The organism is Actinomadura atramentaria DSM 43919, from assembly GCF_000381885.1.
Taxonomy (GTDB): Bacteria; Actinomycetota; Actinomycetes; order Streptosporangiales; family Streptosporangiaceae; genus Spirillospora; species Spirillospora atramentaria.
The window spans coordinates 286520-306774 of the sequence record NZ_KB907213.1; the positions used below are offsets into that span (position 1 = coordinate 286520).

The 20255-nt window shown below is 67.5% G+C and carries 17 protein-coding genes; 8 read left to right on the plus strand and 9 right to left on the minus strand.

Going from position 1 to position 20255, the window contains the following annotated elements; genetic code table 11:
• Positions 1–181: 181 nt before the first annotated feature.
• From cas3g to G339_RS0116885, 5 genes are all read right to left on the minus strand, one after another.
• A complete protein-coding gene (gene cas3g / locus G339_RS0116860) occupies positions 182–4105 on the minus strand; it encodes a type I-G CRISPR-associated helicase/endonuclease Cas3g (RefSeq protein WP_019632256.1) in 3924 nt (1307 codons plus the stop codon).
• Positions 4102–5523 carry a type I-G CRISPR-associated protein Csb2 gene (csb2, locus tag G339_RS37875; RefSeq protein ID WP_026341526.1) on the minus strand — a complete coding sequence of 474 codons (1422 nt, stop codon included), beginning with the start codon at positions 5521–5523 and terminating at the stop codon, positions 4102–4104. Before csb2 ends, cas3g begins: the two co-directional genes overlap by 4 nt.
• Before the next feature lie 3 nt (positions 5524–5526).
• Positions 5527–6672, minus strand: a complete 1146-nt coding sequence (cas7g, locus tag G339_RS0116870) for a type I-G CRISPR-associated RAMP protein Csb1/Cas7g (protein ID WP_019632258.1) — start codon at positions 6670–6672, stop codon at positions 5527–5529.
• A 1414-nt stretch (positions 6673–8086) separates the two neighbouring features.
• Positions 8087–8293 carry a DUF397 domain-containing protein gene (locus G339_RS0116880; RefSeq protein ID WP_019632260.1) on the minus strand — a complete coding sequence of 69 codons (207 nt, stop codon included), beginning with the start codon at positions 8291–8293 and terminating at the stop codon, positions 8087–8089.
• An 18-nt stretch (positions 8294–8311) separates the two neighbouring features.
• Positions 8312–9169 (minus strand): helix-turn-helix domain-containing protein, encoded by an 858-nt coding sequence (locus G339_RS0116885; RefSeq protein ID WP_019632261.1) that lies wholly within the window; start codon positions 9167–9169, stop codon positions 8312–8314.
• A 113-nt stretch (positions 9170–9282) separates the two neighbouring features.
• Here G339_RS0116885 and G339_RS0116890 point away from each other — a divergent pair, with 113 nt between their 5' ends.
• A complete protein-coding gene (locus tag G339_RS0116890; RefSeq protein WP_084693280.1) occupies positions 9283–10308 on the plus strand; it encodes a tyrosine-type recombinase/integrase in 1026 nt (341 codons plus the stop codon).
• Positions 10309–10609: 301 nt separating this feature from the next.
• Here G339_RS0116890 and G339_RS37880 read toward each other — a convergent pair whose 3' ends face one another.
• Positions 10610–10804 (minus strand): hypothetical protein, encoded by a 195-nt coding sequence (locus tag G339_RS37880; protein WP_240489833.1) that lies wholly within the window; start codon positions 10802–10804, stop codon positions 10610–10612.
• Between the two features lie 1048 nt (positions 10805–11852).
• Between G339_RS37880 and G339_RS0116895 the strand changes: the two genes are divergently transcribed.
• A complete protein-coding gene (locus tag G339_RS0116895; RefSeq protein WP_240489834.1) occupies positions 11853–12302 on the plus strand; it encodes a hypothetical protein in 450 nt (149 codons plus the stop codon).
• A 457-nt stretch (positions 12303–12759) separates the two neighbouring features.
• Positions 12760–13752: a hypothetical protein gene (locus G339_RS0116900; protein WP_157407776.1), complete on the plus strand. Its 993-nt coding sequence runs from the start codon at positions 12760–12762 to the stop codon at positions 13750–13752.
• Between the two features lie 263 nt (positions 13753–14015).
• Here the strand turns inward: G339_RS0116900 and G339_RS38890 are convergent, their stop codons facing one another.
• From G339_RS38890 to G339_RS40885, 3 genes are all read right to left on the minus strand, one after another.
• Positions 14016–15044, minus strand: a complete 1029-nt coding sequence (locus G339_RS38890; protein WP_157407778.1) for a hypothetical protein — start codon at positions 15042–15044, stop codon at positions 14016–14018.
• The gene (locus tag G339_RS38895; protein ID WP_157407780.1) at positions 15037–15600 is read right to left on the minus strand and encodes a hypothetical protein; all 564 of its coding nucleotides are present in this window, start codon (positions 15598–15600) and stop codon (positions 15037–15039) included. Before G339_RS38895 ends, G339_RS38890 begins: the two co-directional genes overlap by 8 nt.
• A gap of 232 nt (positions 15601–15832) precedes the next feature.
• Positions 15833–16459, minus strand: coding sequence for a hypothetical protein (locus tag G339_RS40885; RefSeq protein ID WP_019632265.1), 627 nt, complete (start codon positions 16457–16459; stop codon positions 15833–15835).
• Positions 16460–16710: 251 nt separating this feature from the next.
• On the opposite strand from G339_RS40885, the gene G339_RS0116910 reads away from it, so the two are divergent.
• The 5 genes from G339_RS0116910 to G339_RS0116930 all read left to right on the plus strand — a co-directional run bounded on the left by G339_RS0116910 (position 16711) and on the right by G339_RS0116930 (position 20255).
• Entirely contained in the window at positions 16711–17535 is an 825-nt protein-coding gene (locus G339_RS0116910) for a Scr1 family TA system antitoxin-like transcriptional regulator (protein ID WP_019632266.1), read from the plus strand.
• 71 nt (positions 17536–17606) lie between these two features.
• A complete protein-coding gene (locus G339_RS0116915) occupies positions 17607–18002 on the plus strand; it encodes an ATP-binding protein (RefSeq protein WP_019632267.1) in 396 nt (131 codons plus the stop codon).
• 122 nt (positions 18003–18124) lie between these two features.
• Entirely contained in the window at positions 18125–18967 is an 843-nt protein-coding gene (locus tag G339_RS0116920) for a sigma-70 RNA polymerase sigma factor region 4 domain-containing protein (protein ID WP_026341528.1), read from the plus strand.
• 5 nt (positions 18968–18972) lie between these two features.
• A complete protein-coding gene (locus G339_RS0116925; protein ID WP_019632269.1) occupies positions 18973–19794 on the plus strand; it encodes a protein phosphatase 2C domain-containing protein in 822 nt (273 codons plus the stop codon).
• 116 nt (positions 19795–19910) lie between these two features.
• Positions 19911–20255 (plus strand): SCO3933 family regulatory protein, encoded by a 345-nt coding sequence (locus tag G339_RS0116930; protein WP_019632270.1) that lies wholly within the window; start codon positions 19911–19913, stop codon positions 20253–20255.

Here is a 20255-nt window from a genome sequence, read left to right on the forward strand (position 1 = left end):
CGTCGCCCTTCAACGTGGACCAGCCCCAAAGGGCTGGTGAAACGGCCCGTGACCTGGGATTACTTCATTATGTGGTCGATTGATTACGATATTTCTGTCCGTTTTGTTGCTGTGTCGTGTTGTTTGGGGTTGGGAACCTCCCGGGGTTTTCATGAGCACTCCTGGTTCGCGGTCGGGTGGGTCAGGTCAGTTGGACGGGATGCGGGGTGAGTGCGCCTGCCGACTGGCCGCCGGGGATCGGGCGGCGGATGGCGGCGGCGACGGTGATGATGCCGTGGGGTGCGAGGTCGCGGCGCTTGTAGTGGATGGTTCCGTCATCGGCGCCGAGCTGGGTCCTGGTGAGGACGGGGTGGCTGAGGAGCGCGCGGGTGGCGTGGATGTCGAGCGGGTGTTCCCAGAGCGGCCAGCGCATGGTGTTGCGGCGATTGATGCGTTGCCAGAGGGTGGCGCGCGGTTTCGTGCCGGTGCCGGCGCCGTCGCCGTTGAGGTGCAGGAGCGGCAGGGCGTGGGCGGCGAGCCAGGTGGCGCCGGGGACGCTGGCGTTGATGACGGTGCCGGTGGGGTGGTCGGCGGCGGTACGGATGGCGCGGTGGTCGAGGTACTCGCCGGTGGAGCCGGGAACGCGTCGCCACGCGGTGAGGGCGTGGTGGACGTGCGCGGGGTCGGCGCGGACGAGTTCGAGGGGTTTCTGGAAGAACGTCGCGACGACCTGTCGCCCGGCGGGCGCCATGAAGGGGGTGAGGGCGCAGCGTCCGTCGGCGTCGGCGGCGAGGTCGGTGACGATCACGGCGAGCCAGCGGCGGGCGGACTCGGGCAGGCCGTCGGCGTGGGCGCGGTACGCCGGGCGGGTCAGGCGCAGCGGGTCGGTGCTGCCGCCGTCGGCGTTGGTGCGGGGCGGCCATCCGGCGGGGACGCCGGGCAGGATCTGATCGGCTCCCATCGCGTCGAGGACGTCGGTGAGCCGGGCGGCGACCGCGTCCACGTCGGTGAGCGGGCTGGTGAGGCGGGCGGTGCCGTCCGCAGGGTCGAACGACAGGCGCGCGGGCAGCCCGGCCTCCTCGGTGAGCAGCCGGAGGACGCCCAGCGAGGTCAGGAATCCGAGGGCGTCGAGTCCGTTGAGGGCGGGCAGCCGGACGTCGTGGTCCTGGCTCGTCCGGAGGTGCGCTGGGGAAGACGCGCGGGGGATTTCCGGGTCGGGCGCGTCCGTGACAGGGTTCCCCGCCGAACACCAGATGTCGGCCATGCGAACGATGGCTTCGAGTTGAGCGAGCCTCCACGGCCCGTAGGCGGTCTGGAGACGGTGGAAGCGGGCGGGCTGGTCGTGGTCGTGGAGCTGGTCGGTGCGCAGGGTGGTCCCCGTGCCCGGGACGACGACGGTGACCGGGTCGGGGTCGGGGACGGCGGGCAGGATCGGGCGGGCGCGGCCGTGGTGGGCGGCGACGAGGTGCAGGACGAGGTCGGTGTCGACGTCCGCGGGCGGCTGCTCGGCGAGCAGGACGCGGGTGACGGCGGTCGACAATGTCTCGTGGCGCATCCCGGCGGGGTAGCCGCTGCGCCGCCGGGCGAGGCGGAACGCGGCGCGGTCGCACGGGTCCAGGTCGGACTTGGCGACCAGGGGCAGGCCGTGGACGGCATGGACGGGCACGCCGTGCAGCATCGCCTGGAAGCGGATGTCGCGTTTGCCCTCGTCGTGGTGCCGACCGGCCAGCCACACGGCGCGGATCTCGGCGTCGGGCAACCCGAGGTTGCGGGCGAAGTGCGCGGCCTGCCGGGCGACGTCGTGCTGGTGGCGGTCGAGGCCGATCATGCGGTCGCCGGTGGAGGACGACGCGGCGTCGGCGTCGGTGACGAACGCTCCGCTGCACGACAGGACGACCTGGCCGTCGGGCCGGCGGTCGGCGCGGAGCTTGCCCGCCCTGGCCGCTTCGGCGAGCCGGTTCAGGTTGCGCAGCAGGCGGTCCTGCCGGGTGATCGCGCCCGTCGCCGGCTCGTCGTCCAGAAGGAGGACGGTGGACAGGAGGGCTTCCAGGGTGTCGACGTCGACCGGTTCGTCCGGGAACTCATCGTCGCGTTCGACGGCGCGGACCAGCTCGTCGATGAGCGGGTGATGCTCGGCGTCGAGGAAGTCGCACAGCCGCGGGTCGAGCCGGACGATGGGCCGGTCGCGGCGGTGCGCCAGATCGGCGAGGTCCTGGACGGCACGGCGGGCGCCAGGATTCCAGCCGTGGATGTCGCAGCCGCCGTAGGAGGCCGGGACGATCACCGTGTCACCCGGCCGTACTCGCGACAGCCGGATCGCAACGGGCGGGCCGTCCGCGGTGTACTGCAGCCCGACCAGTTCGCGAACGGCGTTCCGCTCGTCGGCGGCGGTCTCGGCCGTGCCTTCCAGGTCGGAGAGCGCGGTGTCGGCGACTCCCGCCGCCCAGCGGCGGACGGCCGCGGCGGAGACCGCGAGCGTCTCCTCGGCGGCGGGCGGGACCACGAGGAAGTCCGCGTCGAGTTCGCCGCCGGGGGCCGGGAGGTCGTCGGCCGCCAGGTCCGCGCGCCAGACCAGGTGGACGTCGGCGGGGCGCGCGTCGATGCCGTGCAGGTAGGGCGCGACGGGCGGATCGGGGTAGGGGCGCGGGGACGTGGCGGTCCAGTCCTCCAGCGTGGTCGGCCACAGCAGCGGCGTGACCGGCTCGGGCGGTTCCAGCCGGTCGCGGACGTCGGGCGGGGTCCACTGGAGCAGATGGGCGAGCGCGACGGGTGACGCGGGCAATCCCTGGCCGAGATCGTCGACCGACAGGTTCCGCGAAGTCCGGACGGGTTCGGAGTGCTCGGTCAGGAGCGTCCAGGTGCTGTTGCGAGCGGGTCCGTAAACCGGGTCGTCGTCGGCGGTCGTGGGATCGTGGACGATCACGGCGCGGAACACGCCCGGACGGCCTTCGCGCGGATCGCGGCCGACGCGCCCGAGCCGCTGCACCAGCGCCCCCCACGCCGCCGATTCGGACACCAGGGCATCGGCGTCGATGTTCGCGCCGACCTCGACCGTCTGGGTCGCCACGATGTGGAACGGGCGTTCGGGCCGGTAGTCGCGGCCGAGCCGGATGCGCGGGTAGTAGGTGGCGATGAGCTGGTCGCGGTCGATCTGGCGGCTGCGGCCGATCAGCAGGACCCGGTCGTCCTCGCCGACGCCGCGCGCCGTGAGCGCGTCGAACACCGCGCGGGCGCGCGCGACGGTGTTGCACACCGTCAGCACCACCCGGCCGCCACCGGGTTCCTCGTCGGCCAGCGCGCGGGCCCAGTCGGCGAGCCGGTCGACGACGACGCGGTCGGCCTTGGACTTGGTCGCGGCGGGCGCGTCCAGGTAGACGCGGCGGGGTGCGCGCAGACGCCGTCCGGCGACCGGATGGGCGTGGTCGGCCTCGCCGACGCGGTGGACCCGGCCGTCGCCGGGCGGCTGCGTCGCCGACAGCCGAACGACCACCGGCGCCTCGTCCCGCCCCACCGCCTCCTCGATCGAGGCGAGCGTGCGCAGCAACGGCTGCGACAGGTGCGCCTCGTCGCACAGCAGCAGGCTGTCGGTCCCCACCAGCGCGGCGTCGATCGACGCCAGATGCGCGCCGAGGCCGTAGCCGCGCATCAGCAGGCGCGACCCGATCTGGTCGACGGTCCCGACCACGACCGCCGCGGCGTCGGGACGCTCCACCCACCGCCACGACCACGTCGCGCCGCCCCGCATCCGCGCGACCTCCGGCGGGACGGCGCCGGGCTCGGGCCGCAGCGCCGCCGCGACCCGCGCGACCACCGCGGGCTCGGGCGTGCTCTTCGGGTCGTCCAGCGCGGCGGCGAGCGTGCGGGCGTGCAGGTACGCCTCGTCGACGACCAGGCGGCGGTCGACGATGAAGAACGTGCGGCGCCGCGCCGCCGGTGCCTTGGCCGCGGCGGCGAACACCGCGATGTCCAGCGTCGAGGTCTTGCCGAGCCCGGTCGGGACATCGATCCCGGCGGGCCAGTCCTCTCCCGCCAGCAGTCGCCCGGCCAGGTCCCGCTGCCACGGCAGCGGCTCGTGGCCGTGGACGGCCCGGTAGAACACGGTGAAGTCGTCGGCGGTCAGCGTCACGGCGTCCCACCCTTCTCCTCGGTGCGAGTGGTGGACGGCCGGTCGGGCGTGAACAGGCCCAGGCCGAGATAGCGCATCGAACCGGCCAGCACGGGTCCGCGCACCGGTTCGGGGAACGCCACGCGCGCGTGCAGCAGTCGGCGCCGCGGGCGTCCCTCGGGATAGGTCGCCGGTCCGGGACGGTGCAGCGCGCCGCGCAGCAGCGGCGTGTCCGACACCTGCACCGCCGCTGGTTCGGGATAACCCGCCGTGACCAGGCACCGCGCCAGCTCCTCCGCCGGGTCGTGGCGGGGTTTGAGGTAGCGGTCGAGCATCACCGGCGTCACGGTCGTCCACCGCGTCGCGCCCGCGTGCCCGGCCGACCAGAACTCCGGCCGCAGCCGGTTCGGCTTGGACGGCCACGGCTCGTACCGCACGGTGGCGTCGCCGTACCGGCCCATCGTCAGCGTCAGCTCCCGCCGCACCCGCGCGACGAGCTGCGCCTGCGCGTCGGCGTCGAGGTCCGCGGGCAGCGCCACGCCCAGCCCGACCAGGTGCCCGCGCGCGTTGGCGTGCCCGGCGTCGACGAGCCCGAGATACGCGACGTGCCCACGGCCCCCCAGCACGTGCCCGGTGATCGCGGGTGCCGCGCCGTCGCCGACCAGGCTCAGCACCGCACGCCGCAGCGTCTGCGTCCACCGCAGGAGATCGATGCCTTCCGGCCGCACCGTCCCGGCCGGGATCGAGAACGTCAGCACCTCGCCGAACGGACCCGCCACCGCGGCGTGCGCAGCCGCCGCTTCCTCGGGGCCGTTGTCCTTAATGTAAGGCTTCTTGTCCGCCTTGTCGCAGGCGGAAACACCCGATTCGAACGCGGCGTTCAACGCGTCCAGATAACCCGAGGAGTAGATTCGGACGATGGAAATCCTGCTCTCAGCGACCCCCCGCTCGGCGGCCAAGCGCCACACCCGCCATTCATCGCGCAGCTTCGGCGCTGTATGCACCCGCAACGCGACCGAGCACGAGGAACGTCCAAGATATGGGACCTTCCATGCGAGCTTGTCCAACTGTTGAACCATTTCCGTGACCGGTTCAAGGTCTGGCCACACGAACGCGAACCCGTCCGCCGCAGGTGTCACCGACGTCCTCGACCGCAGAATCGTCGTCCGTCCCGGCCAGTGATGGCTGCCGCCTTTTGACGTCTTGTTGGTGACCACGTATTCCGACGCTCGCGACTCAGCGACCGTGTCCGGTGCCCACACCTGCGGTGCGGGCAGCGTCTCCAACCACCGCAGCGCCTCTTGTTCGCCCGGCTCGTGTGCCACCGATGCCAGTGCGCAGAACATTCGCGCCGGATGCGGCGGCCACTCACCGCGCCCACCGTCGACCTCGGCCTCGTAACGGCCCTGAAGCAGCCGGACATCGATGACCAACGCCACCGCCTACCCCTCCTCACCCGCATCGGTGCGCGTCAGCGCGTAGTCGATCGCCGCCGCGAGCCCAGGCTGCGGCGTAAGCGCGTACGTCTCCGTCGACATGACGATCCCCGCGTCGGCGGTGCGATCCCGAAGCTCGTCGAACACCGCGACCGCCTCGTCGGCAGTGACCTGGAGCTCTTCGGCCCCGTCCGGTCCCTCGAACGCGATCCGCTGCTCGGCGCGCACCAGATCGCATCCCGACCGCAGCCACAACGACGGGCCGCCGAACGCCAACCGGTCACCCGCGAGCGCCAACGCCACCAGCGTCGCCCGCGCCAGGTGCGCCGCCTCCTCCGAGGCGTCCCCGAACCGCAGGTTCCCCAGCCCCGACAACGACAGCCACGCCGACCGCCGCGCTCCGCTGATCACCACACCGCCGTGCGCCGGATTCGGACGCACGTTCCCGTGGCCCAGCTCGCTGAGCTTGGACCCCTTCTTCTTCTCGCCCGACGCCACAAACTCCCAGTCGTCCGCCGTCGACCCGACCGCGCCGGTCAGGTTCAGCGGGTCCATCCGCCCGCTCTTGCGCTGCCCTTCCACCGGATCGAACCCGACCACCGTCGATGAGTACGACCGGGCGACCTTCACGCCCCGGCCCTTGCGGTGCGAGTCCCACGCCCCGAACACCAGCGACTCCGGCGACAGCTCGAACAACGGCCGCACGTCCGCCGGGAGCACGGCCCGCAGCCGCCGCCCCACTTCCGACTTATCAAACTTCGTCCCTTCAAGCAGGCTGTCGCGCAGGTATGCGTCGGCGAACCGGTGCGGGGCCTCCAGAGACGTCAGCCGGACCGGCAACCCGTCCGACGCGGTCATCGTGATTTCGAACAGCGGCAACCGGATCTTCCCGGCGTCCCGCGCCCGCAGCAGCGCGGCCTCCACCCGGTTCGCCTGACTGGGCACCTGATCGAGGACGACTACCTTCCGCGGCTTGCCCTCCACGAGCCGCGTCTCCCACAGATACCGCGACTCGTCATCGCGATCGAAAGGGTACGACGGCGGGAAGACCTTCTCCCCACTCGGTGACGAATACGACGTTACGGAAGATATACCCGCGAATATGCGATTTTCCGCTGTCGCGGCGAGGATGTACTCCAGGTTGCGGGACATCCGCTTCCCCTTTCGAGTGGAGGGCGGCGACGTTGCCGGCCCCGCGAATGGTGATGCCGTACGTCCTTCGAGGCGGGGCATGAGACCGCGCGGTGGCAAGACATTTTCGCCGCCTGTGGTCACAAATCGCCGGATTTGCGATATCAGCGGAGTATCGCGACGAGTCCGAGGATGGCGGCCAGCCCAAAAACGAGGATGGCCACGAGCGTGAGCACGAAGCGGTCGGGCGCGGACATTTCGGGATATCTCGTCTCGAAAGGGTGGGCCGATCGCGGGGACGCCTCCCGTCCACGCGTGCTCCTGCGGCGCGTAGCATGATGCCAGAGGTCACTGGACAGTGCAATCGGCGTGGCTAAGGGGATGCTGGACTATCAGACGACGAATAACAGATGCCGTACGTGTACCTCGACCTCGGCCTGACAAGCGTCTATCCTGCCCATGACTGTGCCAAGAAGGGCCGACCGTGAATGTCCCCTCGAGGAAGGGCTACTGCACTATCAGACGACTCGTCAACGTGGACGGCCAGCCACAGTGGACTGTACCAGCGGATCCCAGTAGCTCCGATTCGCCACGTCAAGGTGCGGGCGCCGCGAAGGGCCGGGGGCGGAAGACGGACTCGTAGGCGGTCAAGAAGCGCAGTCGTGCGTGTGGAGCTGGTGCGCTTGGTTCGTCGCGGCGCGGGTGGTGCAGTCGCGACCGAAGCTGGCAGGATGGAATTCCGTCTGTTGGGGTTGCAAGTCATCGCGCCGTCGGTGTGGCCTGGCGCGAACCCCCAGTGCCCATCGAAACTCCAGGGGGTTCCTAAGCAGGAAAAGGGGCACGCGCGAGCGAACAAAATGGACACATGTCGAGCGATCAAATGGATACCTGGCGTAGTGATCCCAGTTCGCGCGGCGCTTCACCGGCCCTCCGGGGCCGGCCCACGTTGAAGGTACCAGCCGCGTCTCCCACAGGTACGGCGACTCGTCGCTTCACCGACCCTCCGGGGTCGGTCCACGTTGAAGGGCGCAGTCGTGGGAGTCGATGATCAACGACGACCTCGTTTCACCGGCCCTCCGGGTCGGTCCACGTTGAAAAAGCCCGTCGGCCCACGCGGCGACGTCCATCCCCGGTTTCACCGGCCCTCTGGGGCCGGTCCACGTTGAAGGCTGACGAGGGCGCACGTGATGGCGGGCGGCCTCGACGGTTTCACCGGCCCTTCGGCCGGTCCACGTTGAAGAGCCGATACGTGGACAGCCCCGACCTCGCCGTGGCGGTTTCGTCGGCTCTCCGGGGTCGGTTCACGATGAAAGGGTCGACGACGGTGTCGGTCTGTCGCGACCGTGTCCGGAACGCTGCCCGAGTCCATGCCGGTGACGTTGGGAAGTGCGGAGGTCTTTCAACCCGATCGTTCCGGGATCGCGGGCACCGCAGGTCAGAGGTCGTAGGTGCCGGTCTTGATGGTGTGGAGGAGGTGGTTCCACTCGTCGGCGGGGAGGTTGAGGACGGGGCCGGCGGTGTTCTTGGAGTCGCGGACGGCGGCGTTCGTCGCGAGGAAGGCCACTTCCACGCACTCGCCGCCCGCACCGTTGCTGTGGCTGCTCTTGCGCCACGTCGCCGCGTCGAGATCCGACACGAACATCCGCTTTCCCCTCACTCGTCAGGCCGGACCGTCGGCCAACCGCCTGATGAACGCGACGGACGCCTCGGGAGACAGCGCCGATGCGCGCAGGTGGTTGCTCACCACCGTATAACGCTCGATGTCGTCGGGTTCCTCCAAGTACTGGCTGCTCGTCAGCGCCTCGATGTAGATGATGTCCGAACTGCCCGCCTCGCTGTACTGCAAGTGGATGAAGCTGGTGCCCATCGACGCGTGCGCGCCCTGCTCGAACGGGAGAACCTGCAAGGTGACGTTGGGGTAGGCCGCCACGGTGAGGAGATGCCGTAGCTGCTCGCCCATCACGGCGGGGCCGCCGACGACGCGGCGGAGCACCGCCTCGTCGAGCACGGCCCAGACTTCGAGGGGCTTGCGGCGGGTGAGGACGGCCTGGCGGGTGCTGCGGACGCTCTGGAGGCGTTCGAGTTCATCGGCCGTCACCGAGGGCCGGTGGGCGCGGATGACGGCGCTCGCGTACTCGTCGGTCTGCATGAGGCCGGGGACGAGGTCCTGGCGGTAGATCGTCAGCGCCGTCGCCTCGTCCTCCAGGCCGGCGTAGCCCTCGAACCAGCGTGGGAATGCGTCGGCGTAGGAGTTCCACCAGCCCCGGTGATGGCTCTGCCTGCGGAGGGTCTGCAGGGCTTCGCGTACTTCCGCGTCGACCTTCCAGTAGTTCAGGAGGCTGTCCAGGTCGTTCGCCTTGATGCCGCTCTGGCCCGTCTCGATCCGGCTGACCTTGGACTCCGACCAGCCGAGCGCCTTGCCGAGATCGGCGCAGGTGATGCCCGCCTTCTCCCGTAGTTCGCGGAGGGCGGCCGCGAGGCGGCGCCGTCGGGCCGTGGGGCTGGCGTACCTGGGCATGCGCGACCTCCCAAAATGATCTACCTGCTAATTCTGCAAGTCTTTGGGAAGTTGCAAGATGTAGTTTAGCGTGCATTATAGTAGTTGAACGCGATGCCACCGTACGAGCACGCATGGTGGCTGAACCGGGAAGCCGGTGGGAGTTCAACACCAAGAACCGTGCCGAGTGCCCGGATGAAGTCGCGGATGTCCTGCGCTGGGTCGAGCGGAATACCAAGCCCGTCTCAGTCCTCAACGATCTCGCAGTTGTCCGCGCGATGCTCGACGCTGCCGCGACCCGTATCAACGGAGACCTCGCCGCGCCGTCCTCTGTTCAGCGCAACCGCGCGATCCTGCACCACGTCTGCGAGTACGCCGTGGACACTGGCGCACTCGACAACAACCCGGTGAAGACGGCGAAGTGGAAGGCGCGCAAGGGGTCGGTCGAAGTCGATCGGCGCTCAGTCGTGAACCATGCCCAGGCGCGGCAGCTGCTCGAAGCGATCGGACAGCAGCGACCGAGCGGCAACCGGCTGATCGCGTTCTTCGCCGTCATCTACTACGCCGGGCTCCGCCCGGAAGAGGCCGTCAACCTCCGCACCGATAACGTGACGCTCCCGCCGTTCGTGTGGGACGACGGCGGCGGGAGGTGGCAGCCGCCCGCCGATGATTGGGGCGAACTCCGCTTCTGCCTCGCAGCGCCGGAAGTTGGCGCCGAGTGGACTGATGACGGTGCGATCCGGGAGCACCGCCGACTCAAGGGACGCGGGGAAGGCGAGTGGCGGCGCGTGCCGTGCGCGCCGCCACTGACTCGCATCCTGCGTGCGCACCTGGCCGACGTCGGTCCTGGGCCGGGCGGACGGTTGTTCTGGGGCGTCCGTGGCGGGGAGTTGGCGAGTACCACCTACCGGCGTGCGTGGGACCGCGCCCGAGAGAAGGCGCTGAGCGCCGCCGAGTACGCCTCTCCGCTCGCGCGGCGGCCCTACGACCTGCGCCACGCGTGCGTTTCCACCTGGCTCAACGGAGGGGTCCCGGCCGCCCAAGTCGCCGAGTGGGCGGGACACAGCGTCGAAGTCCTGCTGCGCGTCTACGCGAAGTGCATCGATGGGCAGGACGAGACGGCCCGCCGGCGCATCGAACAGGCGCTGCGGGACGGCTGAGTTTCCGCACATATTCCGCACGGCCACCCGCAGCCGCCCGGTGACCGCCGGACACAGCCGGACGCATGCAAACGGCCCCTGACTGCGAAGTTGCAGGTCAGGGGCCGTTTTCTGCTGCTTATGGGTGTGGGCAGGGGCGGGGTCGAACCGCCGACCTTTCGCTTTTCAGCTATAGCAACATTCCTGCCGCGCGAGTATCGACCGGGGTTGACCGGCTGTCGGTAGGCGCCCGTGGCTGGGGCTGGTGGCTGCTGTTGCTGTCACCGTTGCTGTCACCCTCGGGTGCGCTGACCCGGAATTTTCAACCGCCGGACGTTTCGCTCGTGCTGCCCGGCGCAACTTCGCTGGGCGCGGTCGGGCAACAACGTTGCGGGTTGGCTGCCAGCTCGTACAACTCGACCTCGAACGGGTCGGCGTCATACTCGACGAGATATGCCAGCGCATTGCGATCCTGCTCGGCCCGTAGATCGCAGGCGTACCTCCTGTCGCCAGACATGGCCGCTCACCTCTGCTTCGTCCATGCTTCGAAGGTACCCCTGTGCGCCCATGGCGAGACCGATCATTCCGAGGACAAGCCGACTCGGAGCGCAGCGAAGCGAGCACTGGAAGCGGCGCGTCAGCAACTTAACCTCAACCCGAACGATGCTCCTCGTTCGCAACAACCATCGCCGCGACGATGTCGCCATCTGATCCGTAGCAAGATCAGCCCCGTCCACGACCGTCCACATCCGTGCTCTGACCAGCCCCAGAGCCTTCGAGGTGTCCACCGCCGTCCACGCTGATCCACCCCCGTTGTTAGCACCGCCGTTAGCAGGATCCCCGCCCACGGGCGCCCTCTGGCAGAGGGCAAAGGGATCCGGAGCGCAGGGCCGTCCACGGCCCGAGCACCGGAAGCCCTGCGGCAGCGATCGCCCCCGGCCCCCGCCAGACCGCAACTACGTGCGGCGATCGTTTCGAACCCCAACCCCCGCGCTCGCTTGGTTGGGTACTGCCCTGCTTGGGCGCCCAAGCGGGAAGCCCTGGCATCGGCGCCAGCTCAACCCGCGAACCCAACTGCGATAGAACGCCGTGGTTCGCCCGCTGTCGTCTGGCCCCTCTCCGGCCCCCACACGGGCACCTGTACCTGCTCACTGCCGCCGACATCCTCGGCTACATGAAAAATCCGACACGCGCAGGAAGCCAGCACGACCGCACACGCGGGCCATAGGCGTCCCACTCCATCGACTGACCTGATCGCGGTCACTCCCTACCGCTGTTGCGCCGACTCGGTACCCGCACCACGTCGTGGCCGACGGTCGGCAATTCCCTGACGTATCACCCCGGCACGGCGACCGCCGGACGAGCACCCCCCGAACCCGAGACAGGGACTCTCATCTATGTCCATTCCACAGCAGCCCACCTACTCCGGGAACCGAACCCGGTGGGGCGTGGTCCCCTACATCACAGCCTGGTCCTCCGAGGAACCAAAGCCGTACGCCCTCGTGATTCGCAACGGACGGCTCGGATACGCAGATGAGACCCGGTACGACCGAGACAGCGCTGGCGTGCTGCTGGCACGGATCGGGATCAGCCCGGGGGTCGGCCGCCCGAAGTTCAAGAACGTCCACCACCTGCGGCAGCGCCGCGCCATGCGCAAGCTCCTGTGCCAGGTGTGCAGAACGCCGTGCGGACCGGACGCCGTGTGGATGCTATCGGCCCAGGAGTACCAGAACGCCGAAGGACCGTGGCCGGCGCCCGTCCTCACCGCCCACCCACCACTGTGCCCCGGATGCGCCGCACACTCGGCGCGGCTCTGCCCCCACCTACGGGACGGACATGTCCTGCTGCGCGCCTTGCGATTCAAGCTCGCCGCCGTCTCCGGAATGCTCTACGAACCCGGCCCCGGCGGCCTCAAGGCCGCCGAACCCGCAACCGTCGAATACGGCAACCCGTGGACCCGCTGGATGCGCGCCACCCAGGTACACATGCGGCTGGAGGAATACACCGTTCTCTAGCCCAGCCCCGCATCCTGATCATAGAAGCCCGAGTGCCTAGCACCGGATCCTTGATCTGGGGCTTCAATGTTGCGAAGCGGGTGACGGACATCGAATCCGCGTTATCAGCCTGGGTATAGCATCGATCTTTCCGGCTGGCACGCCTGACCTGGCGTAGCTCCGTACCGCAAGTGACCGTGATCGCCACTGATTATCCTGGTTAATGGCCCGCTAATGGCCCGGCATCGTAGCCGCTGGCCTGCGCCGACCATTTGCCGATGCCGCCCTGAGCCACGCCTTGGGCTCGTTGCTGGGGCCTGGCCGAGGAGAAGGGTCTGCTGACGTTGTCCTCGCCGCTCGCCTCACACGTGGTGGACCATGCTTGGACAGCCAGTTGGTCTCTGACCACTAAACCTGATGCGGCCAGCGTTGGAAAGAGCAATGATGGGCTATCACCATCGAAACGCGGGGGATGACCGTGAGCACACCCAACCAGCTGACGCAACACACCACTGAGCGCTTGGCGTTCGCTCGTCTCCTCCACCTCGAAGCCGTGGATCAGTCCCACCGCCCGGCACCCTTCGACAAGTTCAGCATCCTGTTGTTCCACGACGCGGTCGAGCACTTCCTGATCCTGGCCTGCGAGCACGTTGGCGCTGTCCAGCCCCGGGAGTTCATGAAGTACTGGACCGAGATGACCAAGGTCGGGACTCCCTTGGCTGGTCAGATCGGCATGGATCGACTCAACCGCTGCCGACGAGACTTCAAACACGCTGGCGCACCACCCAGTCAGGAGGATATCGAGCTAGCAAGATCCGACACCGCATCGTTTTTCGAGGAGAACACTCCCCGAGTTTTCGGACTGGACTACGCGGCCATCGACATGGTCGATCTAATTCCCCAGGCTGAAGCCCGGCAGCTCGTACAAAAATCACGGGAAGCACAGGAGAAGGGCGACCGCCTAGAGGCAATGGCTCTTCTCCGAGAAGCGTTCGATGCGGTTTTCCTGGGCCGCAGCGACAGAGACGACTGGGGGTCAGGGCCATTTAGCATCGGCCCGACCCTCCGACGCGTTCCGGGCACTAGAAAATTTCAATCGGTGCTTGTCAACGACGGTCTTAGATCTGCTGGAGAAGTGGCAGAATACCTAGAGGCGATCGCCAAGATTGTCGAGCCTTCTCAGACCGCCTTGCGCGTCTTGGTATTGGGCTTGAATTACCAAGAGTACGTGCGATTCGTACAACTTTCACCGCGGGTAAGCTATACCATGGACATGAGCCGTCACGTAGACGCCCCTCCCGGCTATGCGCCAACGGCCGACCATTTCACGTTCTGCCTTCAATTCGTGATCAGGGCCGCGCTCAAAAGCTCGGAAACGGAGGCAGCAGCGACGGCCCCGTGGTCATCGAGAAAGCAAGAGCGGCGGCCATCCATTGCGGCGCACTTCCACAAGCTTAGTTCAGAGCCGTAGGCAACCGCGAGTACGCTTCGATGAGCAATGACGCGCTAATGGCGCGGCCGCCACGTGCTTTACCCGCGCTCATCCGCATTCTCAGAGACAGACATGCTGCACGGATGCACTTCGCTACGGGGTACTCATTCGCGCGTGCATGCCTTCCGGTTCGCCGGGAGCCGGGGTACGAAGGCCCCGCTTCGCGCCCGCTTATCCTGGGTGCTTGAAGCACTTAGCCGACGGCCTAGCAGCCAAAGGCGTGGAAATGCCCATTCCGGAAATCAAAAGTATTTTCGAAGTTCCTGATGATCAGGTAGATATTTAAAGCCAGCACAGGGATACATGCACTCATGGCAGAGGAGATGTGCAGCAGGGTCAGGAAGGAAGCCAAAGAAGTCGATCAACTCTTCATTGTCAATGCCCCGACTACTTACGCGTGCCAAAGGATCGCGCGGTCGCGCGACTAGCGAGACTTCCTGAATTTCTATACCAGTATTAATCTCGCAGGCTACAAGCCTGATGGCCGATCCGATGATATGGCTACATTCTGCCTTGCTGCATACATTACAGTGGCCTTCGAATCGATTGACTGTCGACATGTATTCTTCGCCGACTTCGTGATCGCAGTCACCCGGATCAATACCACAAACGTTGCATAGATGGCGGACAAGCATGCCGGGACTGAAGCCGAACCTCAAATGTGAAATGGATACTTGGCATTCACTTTTCCAGTCCCCCTTGTCGTGCTTCAGCCTACATCCGAAGATGCCGCCGACAAGTTCGCCTGTCCGGTGCACCAGATCATGCGCTTCGGTAATGGCGTCATCCAAAATGAAAATGTGAGTCTTCACATCGCAATCAAGAAGAATCTCTGAACTAGGCGGAATATCAAAAATTAGGTCGTCCAGCCAATTGTAGGCGGCTACCGCATGTTTCAGCGATTCGCGAGCATTCTGCTCGGCCTGTCGCCAAGTTGACGCATTGGCTTTCGTTCGAATGCCTGCAGCTTTGAGTCTATAATGCCAGGAGAACCACTGTTCAACCCGCTGCTTGCCATAGGATCTTCCATGCCCTCTGGGAATCTTATTTACCCCCGGCGGTGTTTGAGGCAGCTGTGCTATAACGCCGGGAAAAAGGCGATCTAGCTCACCCAGCGCCCTCCCATAAGCTCGCTTGGCTTTTTCAATCGCATTGACTCCTTCGATGCAACATTGCTGCTGACGGGCCGGCCCCTTGGGAGGCGGGATTCGTACGTCCGCACGTAGGATCAAACTACTGATTTTGCTCGACGCCGGTGCCCTGTCACTCATCCGAACCAGCCTCTAGCTCGCGCTCAGGCGCGCGGCCCTGTATCTTTTTCAGAACTTCTTGAATGGAGTCTGCGACAGCTTGAGCCTCCCCTTCGAAGGACAGGTTCGAATACGCGATATCGCCATCCTGCGACTTTTGGGCTTGTTGAATTGTGACTTTTAGGGGAACTTCACTTTCGTCGCCATCGTAGTGCCCTTTTCGTACGGCACTACGCGCCCTGGCAAGGATATATTTCCCTAGGCCGGCAACCAGCTCGGTGGAAACGCCGCCAACGATGGCGATGCATATATTTGCAACCCAGTCCGCAGAGTATTCGTGGAGATAGGAACGATCTTCGCCGTCATACAGATATCGGGCGTTTAGTCCCGCTTTTTTGGCGAGCTTCCTTGCTTCAGTGTCGCTAGGTAGATAGTAGACTTTGCCATTGCGCACTTCAGTCGGCAGGATGACTACCGTAATATCACTTAGATCGTCTATCATCTCGCGCAGGCGATCCTGGACACTCTGGGGTAGTTCAGCGCCGATCGAACGCTTCGCCATCTCGGTTTCGCTCATGGATTCCCCTAGTGTCGCTGACCAAAGGCTCAAGTCAGTAAGTCTAGGATATTTCGTCACCGTCGGGGCTCGATTGCCGTAGCGGCCCGGGACCGGCCCGGAGAGGCCGCAGCCCGGGGCGCTGGCGGCCGCGAAGCGGGCGCCCTTGAACTGGTAGAGAAAGTTCTCATCCGGGCGGGTCACGAGTGGTGTGCTGGTGTTGTGGCTGGTCGGGGCGGCGGCCTGGTTGGTGTCAGTTGTCGTTGTCGGGTGTGGTGGTGGGTTCTGGGGTGGGTCGGTGACGGGTTGCGCGCCAGAGGTTGGTGGGGGTTTCGCCTTCGTGCCATAGGCGGTAGAACTCTCGGCGTGCTCGCCACAGCCTGCCGGCGAAGGCTCCTCTTGTCAGGCCGAGTGCTGCGGCGGCGGTTGTGGGGTTGGTGTCGTGGATGGCGAGGGTTTCGAGGATCTGGCGGGCGTCGGGGTGCAGGGTTGCGAGGATCTGGTGTAGCGCGGTGGTGTCGATGACGGTGTCTTCGGGTGAGCTGGTGCCGGCGGTGAAGGTGTGCCAGTAGCGGACGTGGTTGCGCATGACGCGAGGGCGGTCGGTGCGTGTGAGGTTGAGGCCGTACATGCGGCCGGCCTCGCGGATGTGGACCATGATCGCGTAGCGGCCGATGTCGAGAAGGCGCGTGTCGGGCTCGGGCGGGGCGTCGCTGCCGTAGAGGGCTTCGAGCATTGCTGAGCGGGCGATGGCTACGGCCTCGTCCACCTGGATGTGCCGGAAGCGCGAGTGAAGCGCCGCGACGCGGGCGAACCGGTCGATCTGCGTCAGGCGGTAGCCGTGGGGAAGCTCGATGTCCGCTGGATCTGCTTTGGTCATACTGCGTCTGTCCTGGGGGATTTCGGTGTTCCGCTGCGTTTGGCGAAAGTTCGGACCGCGCAGTCCGAGCGGCGCGGTGTGAGAGTTTCTGCGTCCGCCGCTCGGCCCGTCTAGGGGGCTATACGGCCTGGGATGGTGCAGCGTAGGGCAAGCGGGCGCATTGATTCAACCCGTTCGTGAATAAACGGGCGTACTTGCTGGTCGGCGCTTGTCCAGTGGGGGTCGCGAGCGGGGTGGTAGAACGCTCGGTTATGGGTGACGAGCGGCTGGTGGAGATCGGGCGGGAGCTGCGGCGGTTGCGGACGGGCGCGGGGCTGTCCGGCGTGGGGCTGGCTGCTCGGGCCGGTGTTCCGCAGCCGACGGTGTCTCGGGTGGAGACCGGTCGGCGCATCTCCGATCCGGACGTCATCGGGCGGTTGTTCGCGGCGCTGGAGTTGGACGCGGGCGAGCGTGAGCGGTTGGCCGCGCTGGTGCGCGACGCCTACGCGCTGGGCGCGGGGCGTCGGGTGGACGCCGGGGTGTCGTTCCGGCCGGAGGCGGTCGGGGAGCTCGCTCGGCAGGCGCGGACGGTGCGGGCGCTGGCGACGGCGCTGATTCCCGCAGCTCTGCGGACGGCGGACTACTCCGCGGAACTCGGGGCGTCCGGCGGTGGATCGGTCGATGACTGGAACGAGGTGTTGGAGGACGGCGAGCGGCGGTTCTCGTTCGTCCTCGCCGAAGCGGCGTTGCGGACGTGGCCGGGCTCGGGCGCGTCGATGGCCGGGCAGTTCGCGCATCTCCTCGACGTCACCGAGCGTGACAATGTGCGTTTCGGGATATTGGTCGGATCGGCCCCTCTCGGACGGACTCGCGTGCCTTTGCACGGGTTCACGGTTTTCGATGAGTCGGCGGTGTCGGTGGAGACGTTCACGCGCGACCTGACGATGTCCGAACCGGACGAGGTGCGCGCCTACCTCGACGTCTTCACCGGCCTTGAGGCCGCGGCCGTCGTGGGCGGCCGGGCGCGCGCGTTGGTGGAACAGGCTGCGGCGGATCTCCGCGCGACGCTTGAATCTATTCACAAACGTATTGAATAGACCTTGGATCTGTCCTACGCTGCGTGTCGCCGGGGCGTATAGCCCCCTAGACGCGCAGGGTGGTGATGGATATGGCGCGCTTGTCGCGCTTGTTCCCCGGACGGGCTGACGCCGTCCACGTCGCGAGGTCCTTCGCCTGGGCCTTCGTCGTCGGCCGGGTCTCTCAGGACGTGGCCGACACGGTCGAACTGGTGGTCAGCGAACTCGCCACGAACGCGGTGGAGCACACCGCGAGCGGCCAGGTGGGCGGTTCGTTCGTCCTCGAACTGGACGTCATCGACGGGGCCGTCCGCGTCGGCGTGGTGGACATGGGCTCGTCCGCCGAGCCGTCCAAAGGGAACCCCGACGACCTGGACGCGGTGTCGGGGCGCGGGCTGTTCATCGTGGACGCCGTCGCCAAGCAGTGGGCCGCCGAACCCGTCCGGTTCGGGCGGCGGGTCTGGGCCGATCTCGCGATGCACGGATGAGCGGTCCGCCGATGCCGCGTCGGCGGCGACGGCTGCGCGCGGTGGGTTCCGCGACGGGGGCTGAGCTTCCTGCCAGAGTGTCTAGAGTCCTAGACTCGTGGTCACAGGCCGGAGGAGGTGTCATGCCAGGCGAGTTGGAGCGCATCGCGCAGATCGACGACCCGTACGAACTGCTGCGGGCGGCGACCACGCGACTGGCGGAGGCTCAGCAGGAGGTCACCGAACTCGCGCGGCTGCGGCGTCGGCTCATTCAGGATCTGCACGCGCAAGGCATGTCGTACGCGCAGATCGCGCAGGCCGCGGGGCTGAGCCGCGGGCGCATCCACCAGATCCGCCACACCGGCCCCGCCCCCGAAGGCGCTTTCCTCGGGGCGGGTGAGGTGACGGTGGTGACTCCGCTCCGCCCCGATCCCGCCAGCGACCGGACGTACGTCGCGCTGGACGACCTCACGACCGGCAAGCGGCTGGAGGAACTGGCGCGCACCTTCGACCTGTCGGTGAGCTACGACCACGTCGCGCTTGACGGGTCGATCGACCTGAACCGGCCCGGTCTGCTGGTGATCTGCGGCCCGCGCATGTCCGACGCGATGCGGGACGCCTACGACAAGGACCCCGTCATCGAGTGGGAACGCGACGACGTCGGGTGGCTGCTGCGCGACAAGCGCACCGGGCAGGAGTTCCGATCCGGACAGGAGGACGACCCGGCGCGGCCCTTCGACATCGGATACCTGGGTCGGCTGCCCCGTCCGGACGGCAACGGCAGCATCCTGGCCATCGCGGGCGCTCACCCGGAGGGCTCGCTCGGCGTCGTGCATCTGCTGACCACCGACATCGGAAGCCTGTGGGGCAAGGTCGGCGACGGGCGATTCTCCGTCGTCGTCGGAACCGAGTACGACCCCGGCACGCACGAACCGTTGCGCACCGAGTTGCTGACGCCGGTCTACCTGCACGACGAGGCGTCCTGACCGGCATGTCCGCGCTGATCGCCAGCGAACCGGGAACACCCGGCCGCGACAACGAGGACTTCGCGGCGGTCTCGTCGGACGTCCTGGTCGTGGTGGACGGGGCGGGTGCTCCACGTGGAACGGCGACGGGGTGTCGGCACTCGGTCGCCTGGTACGCGCGCAACCTCGGCGGGCTGCTGCTGGCCGCCGCGACCGACGACCGGTCCGGCCTGGCCGAAGCGCTCGCGGTGGCCATCGACCGCGTCAACGCGCTCCACGCCGACACCTGCGACCTGACGCGCCCCGGTTCGCCCTCGGCGACCGTCGCACTGGCGCGCATCGCCGGGGACCGACTGGAACACCTGGTGCTGTCGGACGCCGTTCTCCTCCTCGACCGTGTCGGCGCCCCGCCCCGTGTCGTCACCGATGGCCGCCTGGCCGACGTCGTCGCCAAGCTGGACGAGCTGCCGCCGCTCGGCACCGACGCGCACACGGCCGGGCTGCGGTCCCGCGTCGAGCAACTGGCCGCCCACCGCAACCAGCCAGGCGGATTCTGGGTCGCCAGCACCCAACCCGGAGCCGCCGCCGAAGCCCTCACCGGCAGCACCCCGCTGGACGAGCTGAACGCGGTCGCGCTGCTCAGCGACGGCGCGAGCCGCCTCGCCGACCGCTTCGCCCTCCTGGACTGGCCCGGCCTCCTCGGCGTCCTCCGCGACGGAGGACCGGACGCGCTCATCCAGCGCACGCGCCGAGCCGAAGCCGACGACCCGGACGGTTCGCGTTGGCCGCGCGGCAAGGCGTCCGACGACGCCAGCGCCATCTACCGACGCTTCCGCGAACTTTTGTAGACCCCCCTAGACAATCGTCGGCGGTTTCGCGTACCTTGGTCTGCGTACCCCCCTAGACAGTTCATGGCTCGATCCAAAGACACGGTGTCTAGGGGCCTAGTCAAAGGAGAAGGCCCATGCGCAACATCCCCGTGGACGTCACCGCGCTCACGTTCGTGTGCGTGTCCCCGCCGCGTCCCAAGCTCGTCAGCCAGGAGACCGGGGAGGTCAAGGTGGACCGGGACGGGAACACGGTGTTCACCGTGGGTCTGTCGGCCGCCGACGAGAACGGCCGGGTGGACCTGGTGAACGTCGCGCTCTCCCACGACCCCGGCGTCACGGTCGGGCAGGTCGTCCGCCCGGTCGGCCTGGTCGGCGTCGCCTGGGAGAACCAGATCGGCGGACGGACGCGGTGGGGGATCGCCTACCGCGCCGCGCAGATCCTTCCGGCCGCCCCGGCCGTCGGCAGCGACGCGGCCTGA

Coding starts and splice junctions, on each gene's coding strand:
- cas7g (WP_019632258.1), bottom strand. CDS start 6,672: ATGTCCCGCAACCTGGAGTACATCCTCGCCGCGACAGCGGAAAATCGC.
- G339_RS0116880 (WP_019632260.1), bottom strand. CDS start 8,293: ATGTTCGTGTCGGATCTCGACGCGGCGACGTGGCGCAAGAGCAGCCAC.
- G339_RS0116885 (WP_019632261.1), bottom strand. CDS start 9,169: ATGCCCAGGTACGCCAGCCCCACGGCCCGACGGCGCCGCCTCGCGGCC.
- G339_RS0116890 (WP_084693280.1), top strand. CDS start 9,283: ATGGTGGCTGAACCGGGAAGCCGGTGGGAGTTCAACACCAAGAACCGT.
- G339_RS37880 (WP_240489833.1), bottom strand. CDS start 10,804: ATGTCTGGCGACAGGAGGTACGCCTGCGATCTACGGGCCGAGCAGGAT.
- G339_RS38890 (WP_157407778.1), bottom strand. CDS start 15,044: ATGAGTGACAGGGCACCGGCGTCGAGCAAAATCAGTAGTTTGATCCTA.
- G339_RS38895 (WP_157407780.1), bottom strand. CDS start 15,600: ATGAGCGAAACCGAGATGGCGAAGCGTTCGATCGGCGCTGAACTACCC.
- G339_RS40885 (WP_019632265.1), bottom strand. CDS start 16,459: ATGACCAAAGCAGATCCAGCGGACATCGAGCTTCCCCACGGCTACCGC.
- G339_RS0116910 (WP_019632266.1), top strand. CDS start 16,711: ATGGGTGACGAGCGGCTGGTGGAGATCGGGCGGGAGCTGCGGCGGTTG.
- G339_RS0116915 (WP_019632267.1), top strand. CDS start 17,607: ATGGCGCGCTTGTCGCGCTTGTTCCCCGGACGGGCTGACGCCGTCCAC.
- G339_RS0116920 (WP_026341528.1), top strand. CDS start 18,125: ATGCCAGGCGAGTTGGAGCGCATCGCGCAGATCGACGACCCGTACGAA.
- G339_RS0116925 (WP_019632269.1), top strand. CDS start 18,973: ATGTCCGCGCTGATCGCCAGCGAACCGGGAACACCCGGCCGCGACAAC.
- G339_RS0116930 (WP_019632270.1), top strand. CDS start 19,911: ATGCGCAACATCCCCGTGGACGTCACCGCGCTCACGTTCGTGTGCGTG.